The sequence below is a fragment of the Marinobacter adhaerens HP15 genome (assembly GCF_000166295.1).
Classification (GTDB): Bacteria; Pseudomonadota; Gammaproteobacteria; order Pseudomonadales; family Oleiphilaceae; genus Marinobacter; species Marinobacter adhaerens.
This window is the reverse complement of sequence record NC_017506.1, coordinates 2,140,365-2,163,032: the sequence shown is the minus strand read 5'-3', so window position 1 is coordinate 2,163,032 and position 22,668 is coordinate 2,140,365. Positions and strand designations below refer to the sequence as shown.

At 58.1% G+C, this 22,668-nt stretch carries 22 protein-coding genes; 16 read left to right on the top strand and 6 right to left on the bottom strand.

Features of this window, described 5'->3' with window-relative positions:
- Window position 1 precedes the first annotated feature (1 nt).
- The 4 genes from HP15_RS10270 to murB are packed head-to-tail and all read left to right on the top strand — an operon-like array spanning window position 2 to window position 2,526.
- Window positions 2-190: a Trm112 family protein gene (locus HP15_RS10270; RefSeq protein WP_008169170.1), complete on the top strand. Its 189-nt coding sequence runs from the start codon at window positions 2-4 to the stop codon at window positions 188-190.
- Between the two features lie 26 nt (window positions 191-216).
- Window positions 217-1,011 carry a 3-deoxy-manno-octulosonate cytidylyltransferase gene (kdsB, locus tag HP15_RS10265; protein ID WP_014577408.1) on the top strand — a complete coding sequence of 265 codons (795 nt, stop codon included), beginning with the start codon at window positions 217-219 and terminating at the stop codon, window positions 1,009-1,011.
- Window positions 1,004-1,483 carry a low molecular weight protein-tyrosine-phosphatase gene (locus HP15_RS10260; protein WP_014577407.1) on the top strand — a complete coding sequence of 160 codons (480 nt, stop codon included), beginning with the start codon at window positions 1,004-1,006 and terminating at the stop codon, window positions 1,481-1,483. Before kdsB ends, HP15_RS10260 begins: the two co-directional genes overlap by 8 nt.
- Window positions 1,480-2,526, top strand: a complete 1,047-nt coding sequence (gene murB / locus HP15_RS10255) for a UDP-N-acetylmuramate dehydrogenase (protein ID WP_014577406.1) — start codon at window positions 1,480-1,482, stop codon at window positions 2,524-2,526. The genes HP15_RS10260 and murB overlap by 4 nt, the downstream gene beginning before the upstream one ends.
- 55 nt (window positions 2,527-2,581) lie before the next feature.
- Here the strand turns inward: murB and HP15_RS10250 are convergent, their stop codons facing one another.
- Window positions 2,582-4,315 carry a proline--tRNA ligase gene (locus HP15_RS10250; RefSeq protein WP_014577405.1) on the bottom strand — a complete coding sequence of 578 codons (1,734 nt, stop codon included), beginning with the start codon at window positions 4,313-4,315 and terminating at the stop codon, window positions 2,582-2,584.
- A 127-nt stretch (window positions 4,316-4,442) separates the two neighbouring features.
- Here HP15_RS10250 and HP15_RS10245 point away from each other — a divergent pair, with 127 nt between their 5' ends.
- The gene (locus tag HP15_RS10245) at window positions 4,443-5,057 is read left to right on the top strand and encodes a TetR/AcrR family transcriptional regulator (RefSeq protein WP_041646252.1); all 615 of its coding nucleotides are present in this window, start codon (window positions 4,443-4,445) and stop codon (window positions 5,055-5,057) included.
- 1 nt (window position 5,058) lies between these two features.
- On the opposite strand, the gene HP15_RS10240 is transcribed toward HP15_RS10245, so the two are convergent.
- Entirely contained in the window at window positions 5,059-5,556 is a 498-nt protein-coding gene (locus HP15_RS10240) for an Lrp/AsnC family transcriptional regulator (protein WP_008169158.1), read from the bottom strand.
- A gap of 145 nt (window positions 5,557-5,701) precedes the next feature.
- Between HP15_RS10240 and leuA the strand changes: the two genes are divergently transcribed.
- Window positions 5,702-7,396: a 2-isopropylmalate synthase gene (leuA, locus tag HP15_RS10235; protein ID WP_014577403.1), complete on the top strand. Its 1,695-nt coding sequence runs from the start codon at window positions 5,702-5,704 to the stop codon at window positions 7,394-7,396.
- Window positions 7,397-7,488: 92 nt separating this feature from the next.
- On the opposite strand, the gene HP15_RS10230 is transcribed toward leuA, so the two are convergent.
- The 3 genes from HP15_RS10230 to xseA form a co-directional block, all read right to left on the bottom strand.
- Window positions 7,489-7,698, bottom strand: a complete 210-nt coding sequence (locus tag HP15_RS10230) for a cold-shock protein (protein WP_008169155.1) — start codon at window positions 7,696-7,698, stop codon at window positions 7,489-7,491.
- A 316-nt stretch (window positions 7,699-8,014) separates the two neighbouring features.
- Complete coding sequence (locus tag HP15_RS10225) at window positions 8,015-9,889, bottom strand: propionyl-CoA synthetase (protein WP_014577402.1); 1,875 nt, start codon at window positions 9,887-9,889, stop codon at window positions 8,015-8,017.
- A 103-nt stretch (window positions 9,890-9,992) separates the two neighbouring features.
- Complete coding sequence (gene xseA / locus HP15_RS10220) at window positions 9,993-11,381, bottom strand: exodeoxyribonuclease VII large subunit (protein WP_014577401.1); 1,389 nt, start codon at window positions 11,379-11,381, stop codon at window positions 9,993-9,995.
- Window positions 11,382-11,573: 192 nt separating this feature from the next.
- Between xseA and guaB the strand changes: the two genes are divergently transcribed.
- From guaB to HP15_RS10190, 6 genes are all read left to right on the top strand, one after another.
- On the top strand, window positions 11,574-13,037 hold the full coding sequence (gene guaB, locus HP15_RS10215) for an IMP dehydrogenase (protein WP_008169151.1): 1,464 nt from the start codon (window positions 11,574-11,576) through the stop codon (window positions 13,035-13,037).
- 62 nt (window positions 13,038-13,099) lie between these two features.
- Window positions 13,100-14,677 (top strand): glutamine-hydrolyzing GMP synthase, encoded by a 1,578-nt coding sequence (gene guaA / locus HP15_RS10210; protein WP_014577400.1) that lies wholly within the window; start codon window positions 13,100-13,102, stop codon window positions 14,675-14,677.
- Between the two features lie 20 nt (window positions 14,678-14,697).
- Entirely contained in the window at window positions 14,698-15,201 is a 504-nt protein-coding gene (gene tadA / locus HP15_RS10205; protein ID WP_014577399.1) for a tRNA adenosine(34) deaminase TadA, read from the top strand.
- Between the two features lie 9 nt (window positions 15,202-15,210).
- Complete coding sequence (galE, locus tag HP15_RS10200) at window positions 15,211-16,239, top strand: UDP-glucose 4-epimerase GalE (protein WP_014577398.1); 1,029 nt, start codon at window positions 15,211-15,213, stop codon at window positions 16,237-16,239.
- Window positions 16,236-17,579: a UDP-glucose dehydrogenase family protein gene (locus HP15_RS10195; RefSeq protein ID WP_014577397.1), complete on the top strand. Its 1,344-nt coding sequence runs from the start codon at window positions 16,236-16,238 to the stop codon at window positions 17,577-17,579. Before galE ends, HP15_RS10195 begins: the two co-directional genes overlap by 4 nt.
- Window positions 17,580-17,596: 17 nt before the next feature.
- Window positions 17,597-18,037 (top strand): HIT domain-containing protein, encoded by a 441-nt coding sequence (locus HP15_RS10190; RefSeq protein ID WP_014577396.1) that lies wholly within the window; start codon window positions 17,597-17,599, stop codon window positions 18,035-18,037.
- 13 nt (window positions 18,038-18,050) lie between these two features.
- Here the strand turns inward: HP15_RS10190 and fabR are convergent, their stop codons facing one another.
- Window positions 18,051-18,668, bottom strand: coding sequence for an HTH-type transcriptional repressor FabR (fabR, locus tag HP15_RS10185; protein WP_008169141.1), 618 nt, complete (start codon window positions 18,666-18,668; stop codon window positions 18,051-18,053).
- A 208-nt stretch (window positions 18,669-18,876) separates the two neighbouring features.
- Here fabR and aspS point away from each other — a divergent pair, with 208 nt between their 5' ends.
- From aspS to ruvA, 4 genes are read left to right on the top strand one after another with little or no spacing between them, the layout of a single operon-like run.
- Window positions 18,877-20,685: an aspartate--tRNA ligase gene (gene aspS / locus HP15_RS10180; protein ID WP_014577395.1), complete on the top strand. Its 1,809-nt coding sequence runs from the start codon at window positions 18,877-18,879 to the stop codon at window positions 20,683-20,685.
- A gap of 25 nt (window positions 20,686-20,710) precedes the next feature.
- Window positions 20,711-21,454: a YebC/PmpR family DNA-binding transcriptional regulator gene (locus HP15_RS10175; protein ID WP_014577394.1), complete on the top strand. Its 744-nt coding sequence runs from the start codon at window positions 20,711-20,713 to the stop codon at window positions 21,452-21,454.
- 18 nt (window positions 21,455-21,472) lie between these two features.
- Entirely contained in the window at window positions 21,473-22,000 is a 528-nt protein-coding gene (gene ruvC / locus HP15_RS10170) for a crossover junction endodeoxyribonuclease RuvC (RefSeq protein ID WP_014577393.1), read from the top strand.
- A 30-nt stretch (window positions 22,001-22,030) separates the two neighbouring features.
- The gene (gene ruvA / locus HP15_RS10165; protein ID WP_014577392.1) at window positions 22,031-22,660 is read left to right on the top strand and encodes a Holliday junction branch migration protein RuvA; all 630 of its coding nucleotides are present in this window, start codon (window positions 22,031-22,033) and stop codon (window positions 22,658-22,660) included.
- Window positions 22,661-22,668 lie beyond the last annotated feature (8 nt).

The window sequence follows — 22,668 nt, the reverse complement described above, 5'->3', positions numbered from 1 at the left end:
CATGGATAAAAAACTGTTGGCGCTGTTGGCCTGTCCGGTGTGTAAGGGCGATCTGAAGCTCAACGAGGACAGAACCGAGCTGGTCTGTTACCAGGACGCCATGGCGTTCCCGATCCGCGAGGGGATTCCTGTGATGTTGGCTACCGAAGCCCGGACGCTCTCTACTGATGAGCGTCTGCACAAGCGCTAAACCCAAGTCAGCCAGGTGGTTACTACATGTCTTTTACCGTTGTGATTCCGGCCCGCTATGCGTCCAGCCGCCTTCCGGGCAAGCCTTTGGCAGACATTGCCGGCAAGCCGATGATCCAGCATGTCTGTGAGCGTGCCGCGGAAAGCCGCGCAGACAGGGTCGTTGTCGCCACGGACGATGATCGGATCCGGACCGCATGCGAAGGCTTTGGTGCAGAAGTAGTGATGACATCACCCAATCACGCCAGCGGCACAGACCGCCTTGAGGAGGTTGCACGGGTGCTGGGTTTCGGACCGGATCATCGGGTCGTTAACGTCCAGGGTGACGAGCCCCTGATCCCGCCCGAACTGATCAACCAGGTGGCCGACAATCTGGAGTTTTATCCTGAAGTCGCCATTGCCACACTGTGTGAGCGGATCCACGATCCGGAGCACGTGTTCAATCCCAATGTGGTCAAGGTGGTGTTCGATCACAGGGGGATCGCCCATTATTTCAGCCGTGCGCCGATCCCGTGGGCCCGGGACCAGTGGCAGGAGGGCACACCTCTGACGGGGCTGGACGCTGCCTTGCCGGATAATGTCGGATATTTCCGGCATATCGGCATCTATGGTTACCGTGCTTCCGTCCTGGCCGAGTTTGTCAGCTGGGCGCCTGCGCCGACCGAGCTAACCGAATCTCTGGAACAGTTGAGGGCGCTCTATAACGGTGCCCGTATTCACGTGGATGTGGCCGCGGTCAACCCGCCGGGCGGCGTTGATACCGACGCCGATTTGCACAGGGTCCGAGGCTGGCTGGAGAAGAGGAATAGCGAGAATGGCTGAACCGGTAAACGTTCTCTTCGTGTGCCTGGGCAACATCTGTCGATCGCCCAGTGCTGAAGGTGTGTTTCGCTCACTGGTGGAGCAGGCGGGCCTTGCAGAGCAGGTCCACATCGATTCCTGCGGCACCGGTGACTGGCACATTGGCAAGAGTCCTGACGCCCGCGCCCAGGAGGCTGCCCGTCGGCGGGGTATCGACATCAGTGGATTACGGGCCCGCCAGTTCAGTCCGGAGGATCTGGACACCTTTGACTACGTGCTGGTGATGGATCGCCAGAACCTGGCGGACATCAAGGACGTATGGCATCAGAATGGCGGCACCCGGCCAGCCCTGTTTCTGGAGTTCGGTCAGTCGGCCCATCGGGAAGTGCCAGATCCCTATTACGGTGGTGATGCAGGTTTTGAAACCGTGCTTGACCTGATTCAGGAAGCCGGCGAGGGCCTGCTGGCGGACATCCGGGGGCGCCTGGCTTGAGTCAGCAGCCGGAAATTCGGGAAAACATAGAGCTGGAGGCGCTGAATACCCTGCACGTGCCGGCCAAAGCCCGTTTTTATGTCGAAGTTCACACCTCAGATGAGTTGGTCAGGTCTCTGGACTGGGCCTCATCGGAGGATCAGGAAGTCCTGATTCTGGGGGGCGGCAGTAACCTGGTGTTCGCGGGTGACTTCGCGGGGCTGGTGGTCCGTCTGGCGATTCGTGGCCGCCGTTGGGAGCACATTGAGGGCCACAGGGCGACCTTGGTGCTTGGTGCGGGTGAAAACTGGCATGAGGCGGTCCTGTATGCTGCCCGGGCCGGTTATCGCGGTATCGAGAATCTGGCGCTTATCCCGGGCACGGCCGGCGCGGCGCCTGTCCAGAATATTGGCGCCTATGGTGTCGAGCTTGGCGATAGCCTGGAATCCGTCACAGCACTGGATCGCAATTCGGGTGAGCTGGTTGTTCTCGATAACGCCCAGTGCCGTTTTTCCTACCGCGACAGCCTGTTCAAACAGACGCCAGGTCGCTATGTGATCACCGAAATCCGTTTGGGTCTGTCCCGCTCACGTGCTCTGGTGCTCGGATATCGGGATCTCCGGGAGTACCTCGGTGATACAGCGGAAACCGCCCTCGACCCCTTGCATGTGGCAGAGGCCGTAATGGCCATTCGCCGACGAAAGTTGCCGGACCCGGATATGATTCCGAACGCCGGAAGTTTCTTCAAGAACCCGGTGGTTGACGGAGAAACATTCGAGGTACTCAGCGAGCGGCACCCGGATATTGTGGCTTATCCTCAGGAGCAGGGGGTCAAACTGGCAGCGGCCTGGCTGATCGATCAGAGTGGCTGGAAAGGCTTCCGGAATGCCCGGGTGGGCGTGCATAACCGACAGGCGCTGGTTCTGATTAACCACTCGGGCGGCACAGGTGCTGACATACTGGAGCTTGCCAGAGAAGTTCGTCAGTCAGTGGTTGACCGGTTCGGTGTCACCCTGGAAATGGAGCCAGGGATTGTGGGTGGTTCGGGAAGGGAAAATCCCTGACGGCACTGCTTTATGCAAGTGCCGTCAGAGGCTTGTCCGCGCATGCGGACAGCGATCAGAGCCCTTTTCGGGGCGATGCGTTGACCAGGAATGGCAGCGCTTCAGCCACCGGTACATCCTGTTTTTCCGCATCCTTTCTGCCTTTGTACTCCAGGGTTCCGGCTGCCAGACCACGCTCGGAAACCACGAACCGGTGCGGGATACCAATCAATTCCATATCGGCAAACTTCACGCCCGGGCGCTCTTTGCGGTCGTCCAGCAGCACATCGTAACCGGCCTGGCGTAGCTGTTCATAAAGCTTTTCGCCGGCCTCGGCAACGGTCGGTGACTTATGGGCGTTCAGGGTAACAATGGCCACCTGGAAAGGCGCAATGGCATCGGGCCAGATGATGCCGTTTTCATCGTGGTTCTGTTCAATGGCTGCGGCAACAACCCGGGAAACACCCAGGCCGTAACAGCCCATGTCCATAATCACGGTTTTGCCGTTTTCATCGAGAACCGTGGCGTTCATGGCAGTGCTGTACTTGTTGCCAAGTTTGAAGATGTGGCCCACTTCAATGCCGCGCCGGATCTCCAGAGTGCCCTTGCCATCCGGGCTGGGGTCGCCCTCAACCACGTTGCGCAGGTCTTCCACCCGTTCAAGCGCAGCGTCTCTCTCCCAGTTCACGCCGGTAAGGTGGAAGCCTTCCCGGTTGGCGCCGCAGACAAAGTCAGCCAGATGCGCGGCACTGCGGTCAACAATGACGGGCACGTTGAGGTTTACCGGTCCGATAGATCCGGGCTTGCAGCCGACAGCCTGTTCGATTTCCTCATCGGTGGCCATTGTCAGAGGCTCGGCAACGCCGGCCAGGTTTTCGGCCTTGATCTCGTTCAGGGTGTGATCGCCCCGCAGAACCAGTGCAACCAGCCCGGAGTTGCCGTCCTCGTCGGCTTCCGCCTTCACCAGCAGGGTTTTGACCGTGCGGGTGGCGTCAATGCCCAGCAGCTGTGATACCGCCTCGATGGTTTTCTGGTCCGGCGTGGCGACTTCCTTCATTTCCTCGGCCGGAGCAGGGCGGGTGCCGCTCGGGGCTACTGCCTCTGCTTTCTCGATGTTGGCTGCGTAATCGCTCCCGGTGCTGAACACGATGTCATCTTCACCTGAAGATGCAAGCACATGGAACTCGTGGGATGCGCTGCCACCAATGGCGCCGGAGTCCGCCTGTACAGCACGGTAATCCAGGCCGAAACGGTCGAAAATGGCGCAGTAGGTGCGGTGCATTAATTCGTAGGTTTCGTTCAGGGACTCGGCGTTCAGATGGAAGGAATAAGCGTCCTTCATCAGGAATTCCCGGGCGCGCATCACGCCAAACCGGGGGCGACGCTCGTCCCGGAATTTGGTCTGAACCTGGTAGAAGTTGGCTGGCAACTCCTTGTAGCTGCTGATCTCATTCCGGATCAGGTCGGTAATGACCTCTTCGTGGGTCGGTCCGAAACAGAAATCACGGCCATGACGGTCTTTCATTCGCAGCAGTTCGCCGCCGTACTGGGTCCAGCGTCCGGATTCCTCCCATAGTTCGGCCGGCTGGACCGCAGGCATCAACACTTCCTGAGCGCCACTCTTGTCCATTTCTTCGCGAACGATTCGCTCGACCTTGCGCAGGGTACGCAGGCCCATTGGCAACCAGGTGTATAGCCCGGCGGCCAGTTTGCGAATCATGCCGGCACGCAACATCAACTGATGACTGATGATCTCGGCGTCGGCGGGGGTCTCTTTCTGGGTGGCAATCAGGTAGCGGCTTGCTCGCATCGTGTCTTCCGTTTGTAATAAATCTGAAGTGTTAGACTAATGGACAGGCGGCGGTTGGCCCGCCGGAGCCTTTATTTGTCGTAAAGTGGCCATTATTGTACGGAGCCTGTTGCACAAGGTACAGATGATGACCGACGAATCTATTGATGTCGCCCCGCGGCGCCGGCCGGTTCAGGCCCGCAGCCGGGAGCGCGTCAACACCATCCTTCGCCATGCCGCCGCCATTTTTCATGAGACCGGTGTCGATGCTGCGAGCATGTCAGCCATTGCCCGACAATCGGGCATGTCGCTGGCTTCTCTCTACCGCTACTTTCCCAACAAGGCGGCCATCGTCCATGCCATTGCCGAACAGCACGTGGAGAAGATGGAGCGGGCTCTGCGGGAACGGTTGCAGGAACTGAACCTCAGCGATGCGGTAGACGTTCTCATCGATCAGTTCTATGAGTTCTATCGCCACGAGCCCGCCTACTCGGCGATCTGGAGTGGTGTAGAGGCAATGCCTGAGCTGAGGGAGCTGGATCTGAGAGAGCTGTACACCAACGCCCGCGATCTGGACCGGAAACTCAAAGAGGAGTGTCCCCGGATTCCTGATGATCGGCGCTGGACAGCAAGCCTTTTGCTACCAAGGTCCGCCGGCACTGTCCTGCGGCTGGCGGTAACTCTGCCCGACGCCCAGGGTCGACAACTGGTGGAGGAGCTCAAATGCATGGCAAGGGCTTACGTCCGCGAGCTCGTCGCCTGAGTCAGGAAAGGTACCCCAATGGCAGGGCAGTACTGTCGATTACTCGCCGGAGCACGAAGCTGGAGTGCACGCCGCTGACGCCCTGAATGCGGGTAATGCGGTTCAGCAGGAAATGGTGGTAATGGTCCATGTCCGGTACCACCACCTTCAGCATGTAATCGGCGTCCTGGCCGGTAATCAGGTAGCACTCCTGCACCTCCGGGTACTCGGCAACCTGCTCTTCAAACGCCGCGAAACGCTCGGGCGTATGCCGATCCATGCCAATCAGGATGATCGCCGTCAGAGAAAGGCCAAGTTTCTTGTGGTCCAGAATGGTGACGGTTCTGACGATGATACCGGCATCCTCCAGTGCCCGCACACGACGGAGACAGGGCGAAGGGGATAGCCCGACTTTCTCTGCCAGTTCCTGGTTGGTCAGGGAGCCATCCTGCTGGATCTGTTCGAGGATTCGGCGGTCCATCTTGTCAATTTTGGCGAGGGTTTTCTTGTTTTCGGTCATAAAATTCCAAGAATGGCGTTTATCAGGCAATTTATAGGTTAGAAAATACGCTTCCCCGCTCAAGTTCGCAATCAAATACCAGCTTTTTCGCGTTAACCTGTACGCATCAAAGAATTCACTTCTAAAACCGCAAGGAATTACACGCATGGCTTTCGATCATCGCAAATACGTTGCGTTCAAACCTGTTGCCAAAACCGATCGTCGCTGGCCGGACAAGGTCATTGAGAAGGCGCCAACCTGGTGTGCCGTGGATCTTCGGGATGGTAATCAGGCACTGGTGAAGCCCATGTCTGTTGCCCAAAAAACGCGGATGTTCGAATTGCTGGTGAAGTTGGGTTTCAAGGAAATCGAGATTGGCTTTCCCGCTGCCAGCCAACCGGATTTCGATTTCTGCCGCAAACTGATTGAAGAAAATCGCATCCCCGAGGATGTGAAGATACAGGTGCTGACCCAGGCCCGTCCTGAGTTGATCGAGCGTACCTATGAAGCATTGGCCGGCGCCCGAAAGGCAATCGTGCATGTCTATAATTCTACTTCCACGGTTCAGCGGGAGCAGGTGTTTGGTCTGGATCGTGACGGTATCAGGGACATTGCCGTCAATGGTGCCAAACTGGTTCGTGACATCGCCGCGCGCCACCCGGAGACCCAGTGGACGTTCCAGTATTCACCGGAGAGCTTTACCGGTACCGAGCTGGATTTCGCCGCGGAAGTGATTGATGCCGTGAGTGAGGTTTGGCGTCCGGAAGAGGGCCAGCCGATGATTATCAACCTGCCTGCCACCGTTGAAATGGCGACACCCAACGTGTTTGCGGACCAGATCGAGTGGATCTGCGACAACATCCAGCGCCGTGAACACATCAGCATCAGCGTGCATACTCACAATGATCGCGGCTGTGCCGTGGCCGCCGCCGAATTGGCGGTAATGGCAGGGGCCGATCGGGTCGAGGGCACATTGATGGGCAACGGTGAGCGCACCGGCAACATGGATCTGGTGACCATGGCCATGAACCTGTACTCCCAGGGCATTGATCCCACGCTGGATCTGTCGGGCATGGCAGAGATCACCGAAGTGGTTGAGGCCTGTACGGAGATTTCCACCCATCCACGCCATCCCTACGCCGGCGAACTGGTGTTCACCGCGTTCTCAGGCAGCCATCAGGATGCCATTCGCAAGTGTCTGGCGCGCCGCAAGGATGGCGAAACCTGGAATGTGGCGTATCTTCCCATCGACCCGTTCGATGTTGGTCGCCGCTATGAGGAAGTGGTTCGCATCAACAGCCAGTCTGGTAAGGGCGGTGTCGCCTATGTACTGGAGCGGGATTACAACATCAGTCTGCCACGCTGGTTGCAGATCGAGTTCAGCAAGGTGGTCCAGAGAGAGGCGGAAACCAACGGTGGCGAGATTGACTCGCTGACCATTCATCGCCTGTTCGAGGATCGCTATCTGAAAGTCCACGCCGACTGGGCGCTGCGCTCCTACGACCTGCACCGGGACGAAGAGGGTGTGCATGCCGAGGTGTCGGTGGGTCGCGATGCATCGCCGGTTCGTCTGGATGGCCATGGGCTGGGCGCAGTGGAGGCTGTATCTGAGGCGCTGGAGAAGCGCTTTGGTATCTCCATTGCTGTCGAGGCTTACGACGAGTTTGCGCTGGGTGAGGGCACCAATGCCAACGCACTGGCCTGTATTCGCCTGACCGCAAGCGGTATGCATTGCAGCGCTGCGGCACTGGCCGAAGACACAACATCTGCTACCTTGCAGGCCTTGTTTTCGGCAGTCGCCCAGGCAGTGGGTATCGAAATGCCTGAGAAGGAAGCGGAACCTGAAGCGGCGGGTGCCTGAAAAGCCTGCCGTCCTGACGACACAAGCCGGCACGAATGCCGGCTTGTTGGTTTTCCGATGCCCGTGAGGGGCAAAGGACGGAGCGTATACCCTTAGACCGGGGTAACGTTTTCCGCCTGCGGGCCTTTTGGGCCCTGTGTTACGGTGAACTGCACCTGCTGGCCTTCGGTCAGGGTGCGGAAACCGCTTGCATTGATTGCGCTGTAGTGAACAAACACGTCGCTGCCACCGTCCTGAGCAATGAAGCCAAAGCCTTTGGACTCGTTAAACCACTTAACGTGGCCGGTTTTAGTATCGGACATTGATCTTTCCTGTCTTTCTGTAATTTGCCCTCACGGGACCTTCAAAATTCCACATGGAATCGTTGCTGAGAAATCCAGAGAGTACTGAGGAAGGGGCAACGAAGAGCACTTCGGCAGGACGTTGAAACGCATTCACCAAATACCGCTGTATTTTCACAGCAATTTCAGTATAGACCGACTTTGGGGGGCGTCAACGAAATTTTTGCAGCTTTCGTGAAGGTTTTATTGCCGGCAAAAACAACAGGTTGGGATTTGATTGGGTAAAAATTGCCCGCCCCCGGTTCGGGCGGGGCGGGCAGCATTCACGGGGGCTCTGTCAGCGGCGGAACTGCTCGCTGATTTCTTCCAGAATGGCAGGGTCATCAATGGTGCTGGGCACCGAGTATTCCTCGCCATCGGCAATCTGGCGGATGACCCGTCTGAGGATCTTGCCGGAGCGGGTCTTGGGCAGGCGATCAACCACCAGGGCGCGGCGGAAACAGGCGATGGCGCCAATCTTGTCTCGAACCATCTCCACCAGCTCGTCTTCCAGTTCGTCATGGTCGATGGTTGCGCCGTCCTTGATCAAAACCAGCCCTATGGGGATCTGCCCTTTCATATCATCGTGCGCACCCACGACGCAGCACTCTGCTATGGCCGGGTGGGAAGCTACGACTTCCTCCATCTCACCGGTAGAGAGCCGGTGGCCAGCGACATTGATAACGTCATCGGTACGGCCCATAACGAACACGTACCCGTCATCGTCAATGAAGCCGCCGTCGCCGGAGCTGTAGAATCCCGATATCGGTTCCAGGTAGGTTTTGCGGAATCGCTCATCGTCGCCCCAGACTGTCATCATACAGCCGGGTGGCAGTGGCAGTTTTACAGCAATCTGACCCTGCTCGCCGGCGGGCATCTGGCTGCCGTTCATGTCCACTACCTGCACGTTGTAGCCAGGGGAGGGAACGGTTGCCGAACCTGGTTTGGTCGCCATTAACTCAATTCCCACCGGATTGCAGCAAATGGCCCAACCGGTTTCGGTCTGCCACCAGTGGTCGAGAACAGGCAGGCCAGTGTGCTCTTTCAGCCACTCATAGGTGGCGGGATCGAGTCGCTCGCCGGCCAGGAACAGTCTTTTCAGTGAACTGATGTCGTAGCGTGAAAGCTGGTCTGCTTCCGGATCTTCCTTGCGGACGGCCCGGAATGCGGTCGGGGCAGTGAACAGCATGTTCACTTTGTGATCCTGAACCACTCGCCAGAAGGCTCCGGCATCCGGTGTTTTCACCGGCTTGCCCTCGTACATGATGGTGGTGCAACCCGCAAACAATGGCGCGTAGACGATGTAGCTATGGCCAACGACCCAGCCAACGTCAGAGGCGGCCCAGTAAACATCGCCGGGTTTGGCGTCGTAGACCAGCTTCATACTGTAGTTCAGCGCAACTGCATGACCACCGTTGTCGCGCACCACACCTTTGGGTTTACCGGTGGTGCCCGAAGTGTAAAGAATATAGAGCGGGTCTGTTGATTTGACGGGCACCGGGTCGGCTGGTTCGGCCGTTTCCATCAATTCGTTCCAGTCGTGGTCACGGCAAGCCTGAAGTTCGGCCTGTACCTGTTGGCGCTGGTAAACGATGCAGGTTTCCGGTTTGTGGCTGGCCTGATCAATGGCCTTGTCGACCAGGGGCTTGTACTCGATCACACGGGTGACTTCGATGCCACAGGAAGCGGTAATCACAGCCTTCGGTTTGGCGTCATCGATGCGAACCGCAAGCTCATGGGCTGCAAAGCCGCCGAAGACCACAGAATGAATGGCGCCAATTCGCGCGCAGCCGAGCATTGCAATGACGGCTTCCGGAATCATCGGCATGTAGATGATGACCCGGTCGCCCTTGGTGATGCCACGGTCTTTGAGGGCTCCAGCGAACCGGGCCACTTCATCGGTCAGCTCGTTGTAGGTGTAGGAGCGCTGGGTATCGGTAACCGGAGAATCGTAGATCAGGGCTTTCTGGTCGCCACGCCCTGCACGGATGTTGGCATCCAGTGCCACATCGCAAGTGTTCAGAGTGCCGTCGGGGAACCACTGCCCGTGCCCATTGTCGGTTGGCTGCCAGATGGTTTTCGGCGGTTCGATCCAGTCAATTTTTTCCGCCTGTTCACGCCAGAATTCGTCCGGTTTGTCTATCGACCGCCGGAACTCTGAGTGGTAGTCCATACATTCCACCTCATCGTGCCTGTTGTTGTTTTAATACGTTTCCTGACAACTTTAGGCCGTTTGAAATCATGGACTAGTAGACCATTGGCTTAGTCTCGGGGGTCTAGGGGCCAGTTTCTTCTGCAGATTTGACCGAAGTCACCTTCGCAGTCATTTCACCCCGTGCAACGCGGGCTGAGATGGTGTCGCCGGGGTTAACGTTTGAGGCATCCCGAAGAATGTTCCCGTTGTTGTCGCGCACGATGGAATAACCCCGTCCAAGGGTCGCAAGGGGGCTGACCACATTCAGAGTCTGCGCCGCATGTTCCAGGTTGTCGCGACGCTGTTTCAGGTCCTGCTGCATGACCGAAACCAATCGCTCGCTCACGCGCCGCAGCGCGTCCTGGCTATCCGAGAGCTGGCGGTGCGGCGACTGCATGACCAGTCTCTGGCGCAGGTGATCATTGCGCACGCCAACGGTTGTCAGGCGCTGTCGAATAGCTTTACGGAGGCGCAGTTCAAGCTCATCCATTCGCTGGGCTTTCTCCAGAAGCTCCCTTCTTGGGTCGCGCAACCGGGCGCTCAGATGTCCGAGCTGGGTGCCCAGGCGCTTCAGGGCCAGGCCCATGGCGTTGGACAGGCGGAATTCCCGGTCTCTTAGCTGTTTAAGCCAGTCTGACTGGTCTGGCGAAATCTTTTCGGCGGCTGCCGAGGGCGTCGGGGCCCGAAGATCAGCCACGAAATCGGCAATGGTTACATCGACCTCGTGACCAACCGCACTGACCGTGGGGATCCGGCAAGCGGCAATCGCGCGGGCGACCGCTTCTTCATTAAAGCACCAGAGATCCTCCAGAGAGCCACCGCCACGGCCGATAATCAGGACATCGGCAACGCCGTGGTTCTGGGCGGCTTCGATGGCTCGTACGATGTCGGCGGTAGCCGCCTTGCCCTGAACGGCAGTGGGGTAGAGCGTTACGGGTATAGCGGGGCACCGCCGGGCGAGAACGGTGAGTATGTCGTGGATCGCGGCGCCGGTCGGTGAGGTGACGACACCGATGTGCCTGGGCAGTGAGGGCAGTGGTTTCTTGCTGGCCTGTTCAAACAGTCCTTCGGCCAGCAATTTCCGCTTGAGCTCCTCGAAGGCCTGTTGGAGGGCGCCCAGCCCCGCAGGTTCGACGTGTTCAACGATAATCTGGAAGTCGCCGCGGTTCTCGTAAAGAGTGACCTTGCCGCGGATCCGGACCTGATCGCCCTCTTTCGGTGGTGTGCGGATGCGCTGGTTCATGCCCCGGAACATGGCGCATCGCACCTGGCATTTCCGGTCTTTCAGGGAAAAATACCAGTGGCCGGACGAGGGGCGAGAAAGTCCGGAGAGTTCACCTTCCACCCACACCTGCATAAAGCTCGATTCCAGAAGATGTCTGGCCTGGTGGTTGAGCTCGCTGACGCTGAGTGCCCGGGGGCGGGTGTCCTGAAGATGCGGCGTCGCCGGTCCTGATCCGTCGTTATACATACGCAATAGCCGAAAAGAGGGAGGGTAAAAATAGCGAAATTTCAAAAAGATGCAATCGAACCTTAAAAAAGGGCCGGTTTACTGTCTTCGAGAGCCCCATTATAATAGATCGATTAAGGATTTTGCTTTGTCGTACCGCCGCGGGTACGGCACGGAAATTCCCAACTTAGCACGATCAAAAGGCGGATCCCAATGCTGCGAATTGCCGAAGAAGCCCTCACATTTGATGACGTTCTGCTGGTTCCCGGATATTCAGAAGTGCTGCCCCACGAGGTTAGCCTGCAAACCCAGCTGACCAAGGGTATCACCCTCAACATTCCTCTTCTGTCTTCCGCCATGGATACCGTTACCGAGGCAGAATTGGCCATCGCCATGGCTCAGGAAGGCGGTATCGGCATCATGCACAAGAACATGACCGTTGAGCAACAGGCGGCAGCCGTCCGCAAGGTCAAGAAGTTCGAGAGTGGCGTGGTGAAGGATCCGATTACAGTTTCGCCCGAGACAACGGTTCGCGAACTGGTAGATATCACCATGGCGAACAGCATCTCCGGTCTTCCGGTGGTGGACGGCCACGACCTGATCGGTATCGTCACTGGCCGCGACATCCGTTTTGAAAGCCGGATGGACACGCTGGTTCGGGATATCATGACGCCCAAGGAAAAGCTGGTTACGGTCAAGGAAGGCGCCTGTCTCGAGGAAGTGAAAGAGCTGCTGCATCGCCATCGGATCGAGAAGGTTCTGGTCGTTAACGATAACTTCGAGCTGCGCGGCCTGATCACGGTCAAGGATATCCAGAAGGCGAAAGATTACCCGCTGGCGTGTAAAGACGATCAGGGTCGTTTGAGAGTTGGCGCGGCCGTGAGCACCGGTGGCGACACCGAAGCCCGCATTACCGCACTGGCCGAAGCCGGGGTCGACGTGATCGTGGTGGATACCGCCCACGGTCATTCCCGTGGCGTGATGGAACGCGTGCGCTTTATCAAGAAGAATTTCCCCGATGTGCAGGTGATTGGCGGCAATATCGCCACGTCACACGCGGCGCTCGCCCTGGCGGAAGCCGGCGCGGATGCAGTAAAGGTAGGCATTGGCCCCGGTTCCATCTGCACCACCCGTATTGTGGCGGGTATTGGCGTGCCCCAGATTTCTGCGGTTTCCAACGTGGCAGCAGCGCTGAAAGAGCACGGAGTCCCGGTTATCGCTGATGGCGGTATCCGTTTCTCCGGTGATATTGCCAAAGCCATCGCCGCAGGCGCCCATAGCGTCATGATCGGTAGCCTTTTGGCAGGTACCGATGAGGCACCTGGCGAAGTGGAGCTGTTCCAGGGCCGCAGTTACAAGGCCTATCGTGGCATGGGTTCCATCGGCGCCATGGGGCAGGGCTCCAGCGATCGTTACTTCCAGGACGCCAGTAAGGGTATCGAGAAACTGGTTCCTGAAGGCATAGAAGGCCGCGTTGCCTGCAAAGGTCCGATGCGTAACATCGTTCACCAGCTGGTTGGTGGCCTGCGGGCTGCCATGGGCTACACCGGTAGCGCCACCATGGAAGAAATGCGCACCAAGCCTGAATTCGTGCGCATCACCAACGCGGGTATGCGTGAGAGCCATGTGCACGACGTGACCATCACCAAAGAATCGCCCAACTACCGTATCGGTTAACCATTGCCCTACCAGACGCGGCCCCCAGAGGGCCGCGTTGTTTATTCAGCCCCGAGGACTCCATGGCCCAGAACATCCACGACCACCGCATCCTGATTCTCGATTTCGGTTCCCAGTACACCCAGCTGATTGCCCGCCGTGTTCGCGAGATCGGCGTTTACTGTGAGATCAAAGCGTTCGATATCACCGATGACGAGCTTAATGAGTTCAATCCGAAGGGGATTATTCTTGCAGGCGGTCCGGAGTCGGTAACTCAGCTGGGCGGTCCCCGGGCGCCGGAAGGGCTGTTTGAGCGCGGTATCCCGATTCTCGGCATCTGCTACGGCATGCAGACTATGGCGGAGCAGCTTGGAGGCCGCGTTGCCAGTTCCGAGAAACGCGAGTTCGGTTATGCCCAGGTGAAGGTTCGCGCCAAGGGTCCGCTGCTGGCGGATATTACCGATCATCTGACGCCGGCTGGTGAGTCGCTGCTGGACGTGTGGATGAGCCACGGTGACAAGGTGGTGGCGATGCCTGAAGGCTTCGAGCTGCTGGCCTCCACCGAGAGCGCGCCAATTTCCGCAATGCAGGATCTCAGCCGGAACCTGTATGGCGTCCAGTTCCACCCCGAAGTAACCCACACCCTGCAGGGCAAGCGGATTCTCGAGCATTTCATCCTGACTATCTGCAAATGCGAAGCCCTCTGGACGCCGGCCAAGATCGTCGATGATGCGGTTCAGCAAATTCGCGAGCAGGTGGGCAACGACAAGGTATTGCTTGGTTTGTCCGGTGGCGTCGATTCCTCGGTGACGGCAGCACTGCTGCACCGGGCAATCGGTGATCAGCTGACTTGTGTGTTTGTGGACAACGGTCTCCTGCGTCTTCATGAAGGCGACCAGGTGATGGACATGTTCGCCAGCAACATGGGCGTAAAAGTGATTCGGGTTGATGCTGAAGACCTGTTCCTGTCGAAGCTCAAAGGGGTCTCTGATCCAGAGCAGAAACGCAAGATCATCGGCAATACCTTTATCGACGTGTTCGACGATGAAGCGGCCAATATCAAGGACGTGAACTGGCTGGCACAGGGCACGATCTATCCGGACGTGATCGAGTCTGCTGCGTCCAAGACCGGCAAAGCGCACGTTATCAAGTCCCACCACAATGTGGGCGGCCTGCCGGAAACCATGAAAATGAAGCTGGTGGAGCCGCTGCGGGAGCTGTTCAAGGATGAGGTGCGCCGGATCGGCCTTGAGCTTGGTTTGCCATACGACATGGTGTACCGCCACCCGTTCCCGGGGCCGGGTCTGGGCGTGCGTATTCTCGGTGAAGTTAAAAAGGAATATGCCGATATCCTGCGCCGCGCCGACGCCATTTTCCTGGAGGAACTCCACCGTGCGGATTTCTACCACAAGACGAGCCAGGCCTTTGCAGTATTCCTGCCGGTCAAGTCGGTTGGCGTGGTAGGTGACGCCCGCCGCTACGAATACGTGGTGGCTCTTCGTGCTGTTGAAACCATCGATTTCATGACCGCCCGCTGGGCGCATCTGCCTTACGATCTCCTTGAGACCGTTTCCAACCGGATCATCAATGAGATCACCGGTGTATCCCGGGTGACCTACGATGTTTCGTCCAAGCCGCCCGCAACCATCGAGTGGGAATAATCGACGGGTGAGCCGGTCCGATGTCTGAGGCGACGCCGGAAGACGAGCGCTGGATGAATCGCGCGCTCCAGCTGGCTGGTGAGGCTGCAGCAAAGGGCGAAGTGCCTGTCGGTGCCGTGGTGGTTCTGGATGGCAAGGAAATCGGCGCGGGTTTTAACGCGCCGATTTCCGGTTGCGATCCCACGGCCCATGCCGAAATCAGGGCGCTGCGCGATGCCGCCGCCCGGGTGGGCAATTATCGGCTGCCGGATGCCACGCTTTACGTTACTCTGGAGCCCTGTACCATGTGCGTGGGTGCTATCGTCCACGGCAGAATCAGTCGGCTTGTCTATGGGGCACGTGAGCCCAAGGCCGGTGCAATAGAGTCTGCACGCCGGACACTCGAAGAGCCCCATCTGAACTGGGACGTGACCGCCGTTGGCGGCGTCTTGTCAGATCAGTGCAGCCAGGTGATCAGTGAGTTTTTCAGTCGGCGACGGGCAGAGATCCGGCGTCTGCGCAAACAGAATTCAGGGAAGGAGTAGTTTTCGCCTATGAAAGTCCTCGTTACCGGCGGAGCCGGATATATTGGCAGTCACGTGGTCCGTCAGCTGGGCCAGGCCGGTCACGATATCGTTGTTTTCGATAACCTCTCCACTGGCTACCGCTGGGCGGTCACCGCCGGCGAACTGGTGGTCGGGGATCTGGCCGACGAAGCGGCAATCGAAGATCTGTTCTCCCGTCACCAATTTGAGGCAGTTCTGCATTTCGCTGCCAATATTGTGGTGCCGGAGTCTGTCGCCAACCCCCTGAAGTACTACAGCAACAATACCCGCAATACCCTGAACCTCCTGAAAGCGGTCGAAAAGCACGAAGTGCCGTACATGGTTTTTTCCTCCACCGCGGCTGTCTATGGTATGCCTGAACAGACGGTGCTCACTGAGGATCTGCCGCTGGCCCCGATCAACCCCTACGGCGCGTCCAAGATGATGAGCGAGCGGATGATCATGGATCTGGCCGCAGCCTCCAGCCTCAATTATGTGATTCTCCGTTACTTCAATGTAGCAGGCGCGAATCCGGAAGGGCTGCTGGGGCAGGCCACACCTGAAGCCACGCATCTGATCAAGGTCGCCTGTGAGTGCGTGACGGAACAGCGGGAAGGCATGAGTGTCTTCGGCACCGATTACGATACCCGGGACGGCACCTGCATTCGCGACTACATCCACGTGGAGGACCTGGCCAAGGCCCACGTGATGGCGCTGGACTACATGGCAGATGGTGGTCATTCGAAGGTCATGAACTGCGGTTATGGTCGCGGCTTTACGGTCCGGGAAGTGATTGATGTGGTCAAGGCGCAATCCGGCGTTGATTTTCCGGTCACCGAAACCGGCCGCCGCGCCGGCGACCCGGCAGCATTGATGGCTGACAACACACTTATCCGCCAGACCCTGGGCTGGCAGCCGGACTACGACAATCTGGATACCATTGTCGGCACAGCTCTGGCTTGGGAAGCGATCTGGCAGAAGAAAAAGCTGACGACGCCCCATAACTTTTCTGTATTTGTATCGGGATTTAACGGATGAAAATTACGATTTTTGGGACCGGCTATGTCGGTCTGGTTACTGGCGCATGCCTGGCGGATGTAGGTCACAACGTTTTGTGTATGGACGTGGACCAGGGCAAAATTGAAAAGCTCAAGAATGGCCAGATTCCCATCTATGAGCCAGGCCTTGAAAATATCGTAAAGCACACCGTTGAGGCGGGCCGCCTTTCGTTCACCACAGATAGCGCGGAGGCCGTTCGTCACGGCACACTCCAGTTTATCGCCGTGGGCACCCCCCCGGATGAAGACGGTTCTGCCGACCTCCAGTATGTTACTGCCGTAGCCCGTTCCATTGGTGAACACATGGAGGACTACAAGGTGGTGGTCGACAAGTCCACGGTACCGGTGGGTACCGGCGACAAGGTCCGGGCTGCGGTTCGCGCCCAGCTGGACCGACGTGGCCTGGAGCTGGATTTTGATGTGGTGTCGAACCCCGAGTTTCTCAAGGAAGGGGCGGCTATCAACGATTTCATGAAGCCTGACCGCATTGTTGTCGGTACCGACAGCGAGCGGGCTGCGGAACTGCTGCGGGAGGTCTACTACCCGTTCAACCGGAATCATGACCGCATGATCTTTATGGACCTGCGGTCTGCCGAGCTCACCAAGTACGCGGCCAACTCCATGCTGGCCACCAAGATCAGCTTTATGAACGAAATCGCCAACCTTGCAGAGCGACTGGGCGCTGATATCGAAGCCGTGCGCCGGGGCATTGGTTCCGACCCGCGGATTGGTTATCACTTCATCTACCCTGGTTGCGGTTACGGCGGTTCCTGCTTCCCGAAAGATGTTCAGGCCCTGGCCCGAACTGCCAGCGACTGCGGTTACGAAGCACGCTTGCTGAATGCGGTTGAATCGGTTAACTACGCCCAGAAACACGTGTTGTTCGACAAGATCAGCCACTATTTTGGTGGTGATCTCAATGGCAAGGTCGTTGCGCTTTGGGGGCTGGCGTTCAAGCCGAATACCGACGATATGCGCGAAGCTTCTTCCCGCACATTGATGGAAGATCTCTGGAAAGCCGGCGCCAGAGTGCAGGCTTTCGACCCGGAGGCTATGGAGGAAACCCAGCGAATCTACGGTGATCAGGAAGGCCTGACTCTGTGCGGCACGAAAGAGCAGGCGCTTAAAGGGGCAGACGTTCTCGCTATCTGCACCGAGTGGAAAGAGTTCCGGTCGCCAGACTTCGAATCTATTGCTGCGACCATTCGTGAACCGGTGGTCTTTGATGGCCGCAATCTCTACGAGCCGGAAATGCTGGATCGCTACGGCCTCATTTATTATGCCATTGGCCGTGGCCGCACCCAGTTCCACTCCGAGTAAACCCAGATAATCGGAGGATGAGTATGAGTGAACCGGCAGTTTTCCGGTTACACGAGCGACTGAAGGCCGACACGATTGGCCTTGGAAGCAGCTCACTTTGTGAAATCCGACTGATGAATGACAGCACCTGGCCTTGGGTGCTGTTGGTGCCGGCGGTCGCCGGCATCCGTGAGATCTACCAGTTGTCGGCGGACCAGCAGCACCAGCTGGTCCGCGAATCCTCCGCGCTCAGCGAAGCCATGATGGATGTCTTTGGCGGCGACAAGATGAACGTCGCAGCCCTTGGCAACATGGTGCCCCAGCTTCATCTTCATCATATCGTGCGGTTCGAAGGCGACCCGGCATGGCCGGGACCGGTGTGGGGCAAGCAGGCGCCGGTTGCTTATTCCGATGAGGAGCTGGAGCAGGTTCGCTCAAGACTGGCCCCGGTTCTTGCTGAGCTTGAGGCCGTGGTCTAGTTCGAAGGTGAGGTCAGTTGCGTTTCGCCAGAGTCTGGGAGCCGACCAGGATCATTCTGAGCTCGGTTTTCAGCTTGGCCTTAAGCTCATCACGTTCGGAAGCGGTTGCATCCAGCGCTTCTGCCCCCTGGTTGAAGACCAGCGTTACCATGGCCTCGGCCACCAGTCTGGCTTCTGAGAGGGGCTTGTTCTGCTCGTCGGCGATCCGCCGCAGGTCATCGGCCAGTTCGGTCACAAAGTGGTCAATTTCGGCCTTAACGGCTGTCCGAAAGGGTTTGGAGACCCCGGTCCTTTCCCGAAGCATCAGCCGGAACAGGTTGGCATTGTTGCCCAGGTACTCCATGAAGGTTTCTACAGAAGTGGAAATGGCGCTGCCACCATCACGGGCAATCCGCTTGCGGGCCTGACGCATCAGCTGCCTTAATGCAACGCCGCCTTCGTCCACCAGAGCCAGGCCCAGTTCATCAAGCTCGGCAAAGTGCCGGTAGAAAGACGTGGGGGCGATGCCGGCTTCCCGAGCAACCTCCCGCAAACTCAGACTGCCAAAGCCCCGGTCCGCACTCAGTTGCGAGAGCGCCGCATCCATCAGTGCCCGCCGGGTTTTCTGTTTTTGCTCCGCTCTGGTGGCCAAGTTCAGACTCCATCTGCTGGTAAAAAAGAAGCATTCTAGCCGGCTGCCAACCTGCAGTCATCCGACCGCTTGATTTGCGTGCCCGCACGCCTGATTTTCACCGCCATTGTGTTTATAATGGGCGGCTTTTCCGCTAAGGTCGCACCATTTTTCAAGCGATCCAGAACACGCACCATATTTGAACACATTAAACGTAACGGGAACCGGTATGCGCAGTCATTATTGCGGTGGGATCAACGAATCCCACATCGATCAGGAAGTCACACTTTGCGGATGGGTACATCGCCGTCGTGACCACGGTGGGGTTATCTTCCTGGATCTGCGGGATCGGGATGGTATGTCTCAGGTTGTTGTGGATCCTGATACCCCTGAGAGCTTTGCGCTTGCGGAAAAAGTCCGTAGCGAGTTCGTGATCAAGGTCACCGGCCGGGTGCGTCGTCGTCCTGCCGGAACCGAGAACAACAACATGCCGACCGGGCAGGTTGAGCTTCTGGGTAAGGAGCTGACTATCCTGAACGCTGCGGCAACGCCGCCGTTCCCGCTGGATGAGCATGTCGACGTTGGCGAGGACGTGCGTCTGCGCTACCGGTTTGTGGACCTGCGTCGTCCGGAGATGATCAACCGCCTGCGTTTCCGTTCCCGGGTGACCAGTTATATCCGTAACTACCTCGACAGCAACGGCTTCATGGATGTCGAAACTCCTATCCTGACCCGTGCCACGCCGGAAGGCGCGCGGGATTATCTGGTGCCGAGCCGTACCCACGAAGGCTCCTTCTTCGCGCTTCCCCAGTCTCCCCAGCTGTTCAAGCAGCTGCTGATGGTGTCTGGTGTTGACCGCTACTACCAGATCGCCAAGTGTTTCCGGGATGAAGACCTGCGTGCAGATCGTCAGCCGGAGTTCACCCAGGTAGACATCGAGGCCTCTTTCATTGATGAAGAGACCCTGATGAAGCTGAACGAGGACATGATCCGGGCGCTGTTCAAGGACGTGCTGGAGGTTGAACTGCCGTCTTTCCCGCAAATGCCGTATGCCGAGGCAATGCAACGTTACGGCAGCGACAAGCCGGATCTGCGTATCCCGCTGGAGCTGCTGGATGTAAATGATCTGGTTGAAGGCGTGGACTTCAAGGTCTTCGCAGGTCCTGCCAAGGATCCGAAAGGTCGTGTGGCGGCTCTGCGTGTGCCGAAAGGCGGCGAGCTGACGCGCAAGCAGATTGACGACTACACCAAGTTTGTTGGTATCTACGGTGCCAAAGGTCTTGCCTATATCAAGGTCAATGACCTGTCCAAAGGCGTTGAAGGTCTGCAGTCCCCGATCATCAAGTTCCTGGGTGATGATGTTGCTCTGGCCATCATGGAGCGTGTGGGTGCCGAAGACGGCGACATCGTGTTCTTCGGCGCGGACAAGACCAACGTGGTCAATGAAGCCCTCGGCGCACTGCGGATCAAGATCGGTCACGATCTCGACATGCTGACTTCCGAGTGGGCGCCGCTCTGGGTTGTCGATTTCCCGATGTTCGAGGAAACTCCGGACGGCGGCCTGACCGCAATTCACCATCCGTTCACCGCGCCGTCCTGTAGTCCGGAAGATCTGGCCGCAGACCCCGCCAACGCATTGTCCCGCGCCTACGATATGGTGTTGAACGGCACTGAATTGGGCGGCGGTTCTATCCGTATTCACGATGAGAAAATGCAGGAAGCGGTGTTCCGTATTCTGGGTATCGGTGAAGAGGAAGCCCGCGCCAAGTTCGGCTTCCTGCTGGATGCCCTGAAGTTTGGTTGCCCGCCCCATGGTGGTCTGGCGTTCGGCCTGGATCGCCTGGTCATGCTGATGACCGGCGCTTCGTCCATCCGTGACGTTATCGCATTCCCGAAAACCCAGAGTGCCACCTGTCTGATGACCCAGGCGCCGGGCGAAGTGGATGAGAAGCAGCTGCGTGAGTTGCATATCCGTCTGCGCAAGCCGTCGAAGCCGGTTGAAGGCAACAAGGCGGAAGCCGGTGAGGGCAACGAGTAAGTCAGTGATTTAAGGGAGGAGCTGTATGGCGGGTCACAGTAAGTGGGCCAACATCAAGCACCGCAAGGCGGCACAAGATGCCAAGCGGGGCAAGATCTTCACCAAAATCATTCGTGAGCTGACCGTGGCCGCGCGCCAGGGCGGGGGGAATCCCGATGATAATCCCCGCCTGCGCGCCGTCATCGACAAGGCGCTCACCGCCAATATGAAAAAAGACACCATCGAGCGCGCGGTTGAACGTGGCACCGGTGGTGGCGATGATGACAACTACGAAGAGCAGACCTACGAAGGCTATGGCCCCGGTGGTGTGGCGATATTCGTGGAAGTCATGACCGACAACAAAAACCGGTCTGTGGCTGAAATCCGCCACGCGTTCAACAAGATGGGTGGCAATCTCGGTACCGACGGATCGGTCGCCTACCTGTTCAGCAAGCAGGGCATCATCAGCTACGGTCCGGAGTGGGAAGAGGACAGGCTGGTGGAAGCCGTACTCAGCGCCGGTGCCGAAGACCTTGCGGCCCAGGACGACGGTTCCTGGGAAATCGTAACCACACCCGAGCAGTTTCTGGACGTCAAGGAATCTCTGGTCAATGCGGGACTGGTGCCGGACAATGCTGAAGTAACCATGGTTCCATCCACGCGGGTTGAGCTGGATCGGGACGGCGCGGAAACCATCCTCAAGCTTATTGATATGCTCGAAGATCTGGACGATGTTCAGAATGTCTACCATAACGCGGATATCTCCGGCGACATCATGGAATCGCTTTGACCAGTCAGGAGCATTGATGTGGCGATAATTCTGGGCGTTGATCCGGGGTCACGAATTACCGGTTACGGCGTCATTCGGGCAGATGGTCGACACATCGAGTACATCGACAGTGGTTGTATCCGGGTGGGCGAGAAGCCCATGGCTGAACGCCTTCAGACCATATTCCAGAGCCTTGCCACCCTGATCGGAGAGTATCGGCCGGAAGAATTTGCCATCGAGCAGGTGTTCATGGCCCGCAATCCTGACTCGGCTCTGAAGCTGGGTCAGGCCCGCGGCGCGGCCATCGTCAGTGCCGCCAACAGTGGCTTGGCGGTTCATGAATACTCGGCGAGGCAGGTAAAGCAGGCGGTGGTCGGCAAGGGCGGGGCTGACAAATCCCAGGTTCAGCACATGGTTCAGGTGTTGCTCTCGCTTTCACGCAAACCCCAGGCAGATGCGGCCGATGCGCTCGCCATCGCCATGTGCCATGCCCACATGAGCCAGAGTATTCTGCGGGTGGCCAGTGGCGCGGGAAAAGTCCGAAGCGGTCGCGTGCGACAACAATAAACCGCTCCCAGGAGCGACAGGAGATTCAGCTTGATTGGTCGTATCCGAGGTATTCTGGTTGAAAAGGCTCCGGGCCAGGCGCTGGTTGAGTGCGCGGGCCTGGGCTATGAAGTCGACATCCCTTATACCACCTTCTTTCATCTGCCGGAGACCGGCGATGAAGTCACCCTGCACACCCATTTTGCCGTCCGTGAAGACGCCCAGAGCCTCTACGGCTTTGCTTCCAGCCTGGACCGGGACCTCTTCCGCCTGCTGATCAAGGTCAATGGGGTTGGCCCGAAGCTGGCCGTTGGCATTCTTTCCGGATTGGACGCACAGCAGTTCATTCGCTGCGTTGAGAATCGTGACTCCGCCTCACTGGTCAAGCTCCCCGGCGTTGGCAAGAAGACAGCAGAACGGCTTCTTATTGAAATGGCGGACCGGATAGGGCAACTTGAAGGGCAATTTGTGCCAACGTCGCCCGAGGCGACAGGCGTGGGGCAGCCGGGCGGGCAAGGCCCCGCTGGCGGGCCGGTGGCCACTGAAGAGGCGGAAGCCGCACTGATCGCTCTGGGTTACAAGCCCCAGGAGGCTGCCAAGGCCATCAGCAAAGTGGCCGAGGAGGGGATGAGTAGTGAAACGCTCATCCGTCTGGCCCTGCGAAACATGATTCCGGCCTGATCGTCAGA

Bases quoted from the DNA above. Each gene is read 5' to 3' on its own strand.
- HP15_RS10270 (WP_008169170.1), top strand. From the start codon at position 2: ATGGATAAAAAACTGTTGGCGCTGTTGGCCTGTCCGGTGTGTAAGGGC.
- kdsB (WP_014577408.1), top strand. From the start codon at position 217: ATGTCTTTTACCGTTGTGATTCCGGCCCGCTATGCGTCCAGCCGCCTT.
- HP15_RS10260 (WP_014577407.1), top strand. From the start codon at position 1,004: ATGGCTGAACCGGTAAACGTTCTCTTCGTGTGCCTGGGCAACATCTGT.
- HP15_RS10250 (WP_014577405.1), bottom strand. From the start codon at position 4,315: ATGCGAGCAAGCCGCTACCTGATTGCCACCCAGAAAGAGACCCCCGCC.
- HP15_RS10245 (WP_041646252.1), top strand. From the start codon at position 4,443: ATGACCGACGAATCTATTGATGTCGCCCCGCGGCGCCGGCCGGTTCAG.
- HP15_RS10240 (WP_008169158.1), bottom strand. From the start codon at position 5,556: ATGACCGAAAACAAGAAAACCCTCGCCAAAATTGACAAGATGGACCGC.
- leuA (WP_014577403.1), top strand. From the start codon at position 5,702: ATGGCTTTCGATCATCGCAAATACGTTGCGTTCAAACCTGTTGCCAAA.
- HP15_RS10230 (WP_008169155.1), bottom strand. From the start codon at position 7,698: ATGTCCGATACTAAAACCGGCCACGTTAAGTGGTTTAACGAGTCCAAA.
- HP15_RS10225 (WP_014577402.1), bottom strand. From the start codon at position 9,889: ATGGACTACCACTCAGAGTTCCGGCGGTCGATAGACAAACCGGACGAA.
- xseA (WP_014577401.1), bottom strand. From the start codon at position 11,381: ATGTATAACGACGGATCAGGACCGGCGACGCCGCATCTTCAGGACACC.
- guaB (WP_008169151.1), top strand. From the start codon at position 11,574: ATGCTGCGAATTGCCGAAGAAGCCCTCACATTTGATGACGTTCTGCTG.
- guaA (WP_014577400.1), top strand. From the start codon at position 13,100: ATGGCCCAGAACATCCACGACCACCGCATCCTGATTCTCGATTTCGGT.
- tadA (WP_014577399.1), top strand. From the start codon at position 14,698: ATGTCTGAGGCGACGCCGGAAGACGAGCGCTGGATGAATCGCGCGCTC.
- galE (WP_014577398.1), top strand. From the start codon at position 15,211: ATGAAAGTCCTCGTTACCGGCGGAGCCGGATATATTGGCAGTCACGTG.
- HP15_RS10195 (WP_014577397.1), top strand. From the start codon at position 16,236: ATGAAAATTACGATTTTTGGGACCGGCTATGTCGGTCTGGTTACTGGC.
- HP15_RS10190 (WP_014577396.1), top strand. From the start codon at position 17,597: ATGAGTATGAGTGAACCGGCAGTTTTCCGGTTACACGAGCGACTGAAG.
- aspS (WP_014577395.1), top strand. From the start codon at position 18,877: ATGCGCAGTCATTATTGCGGTGGGATCAACGAATCCCACATCGATCAG.
- HP15_RS10175 (WP_014577394.1), top strand. From the start codon at position 20,711: ATGGCGGGTCACAGTAAGTGGGCCAACATCAAGCACCGCAAGGCGGCA.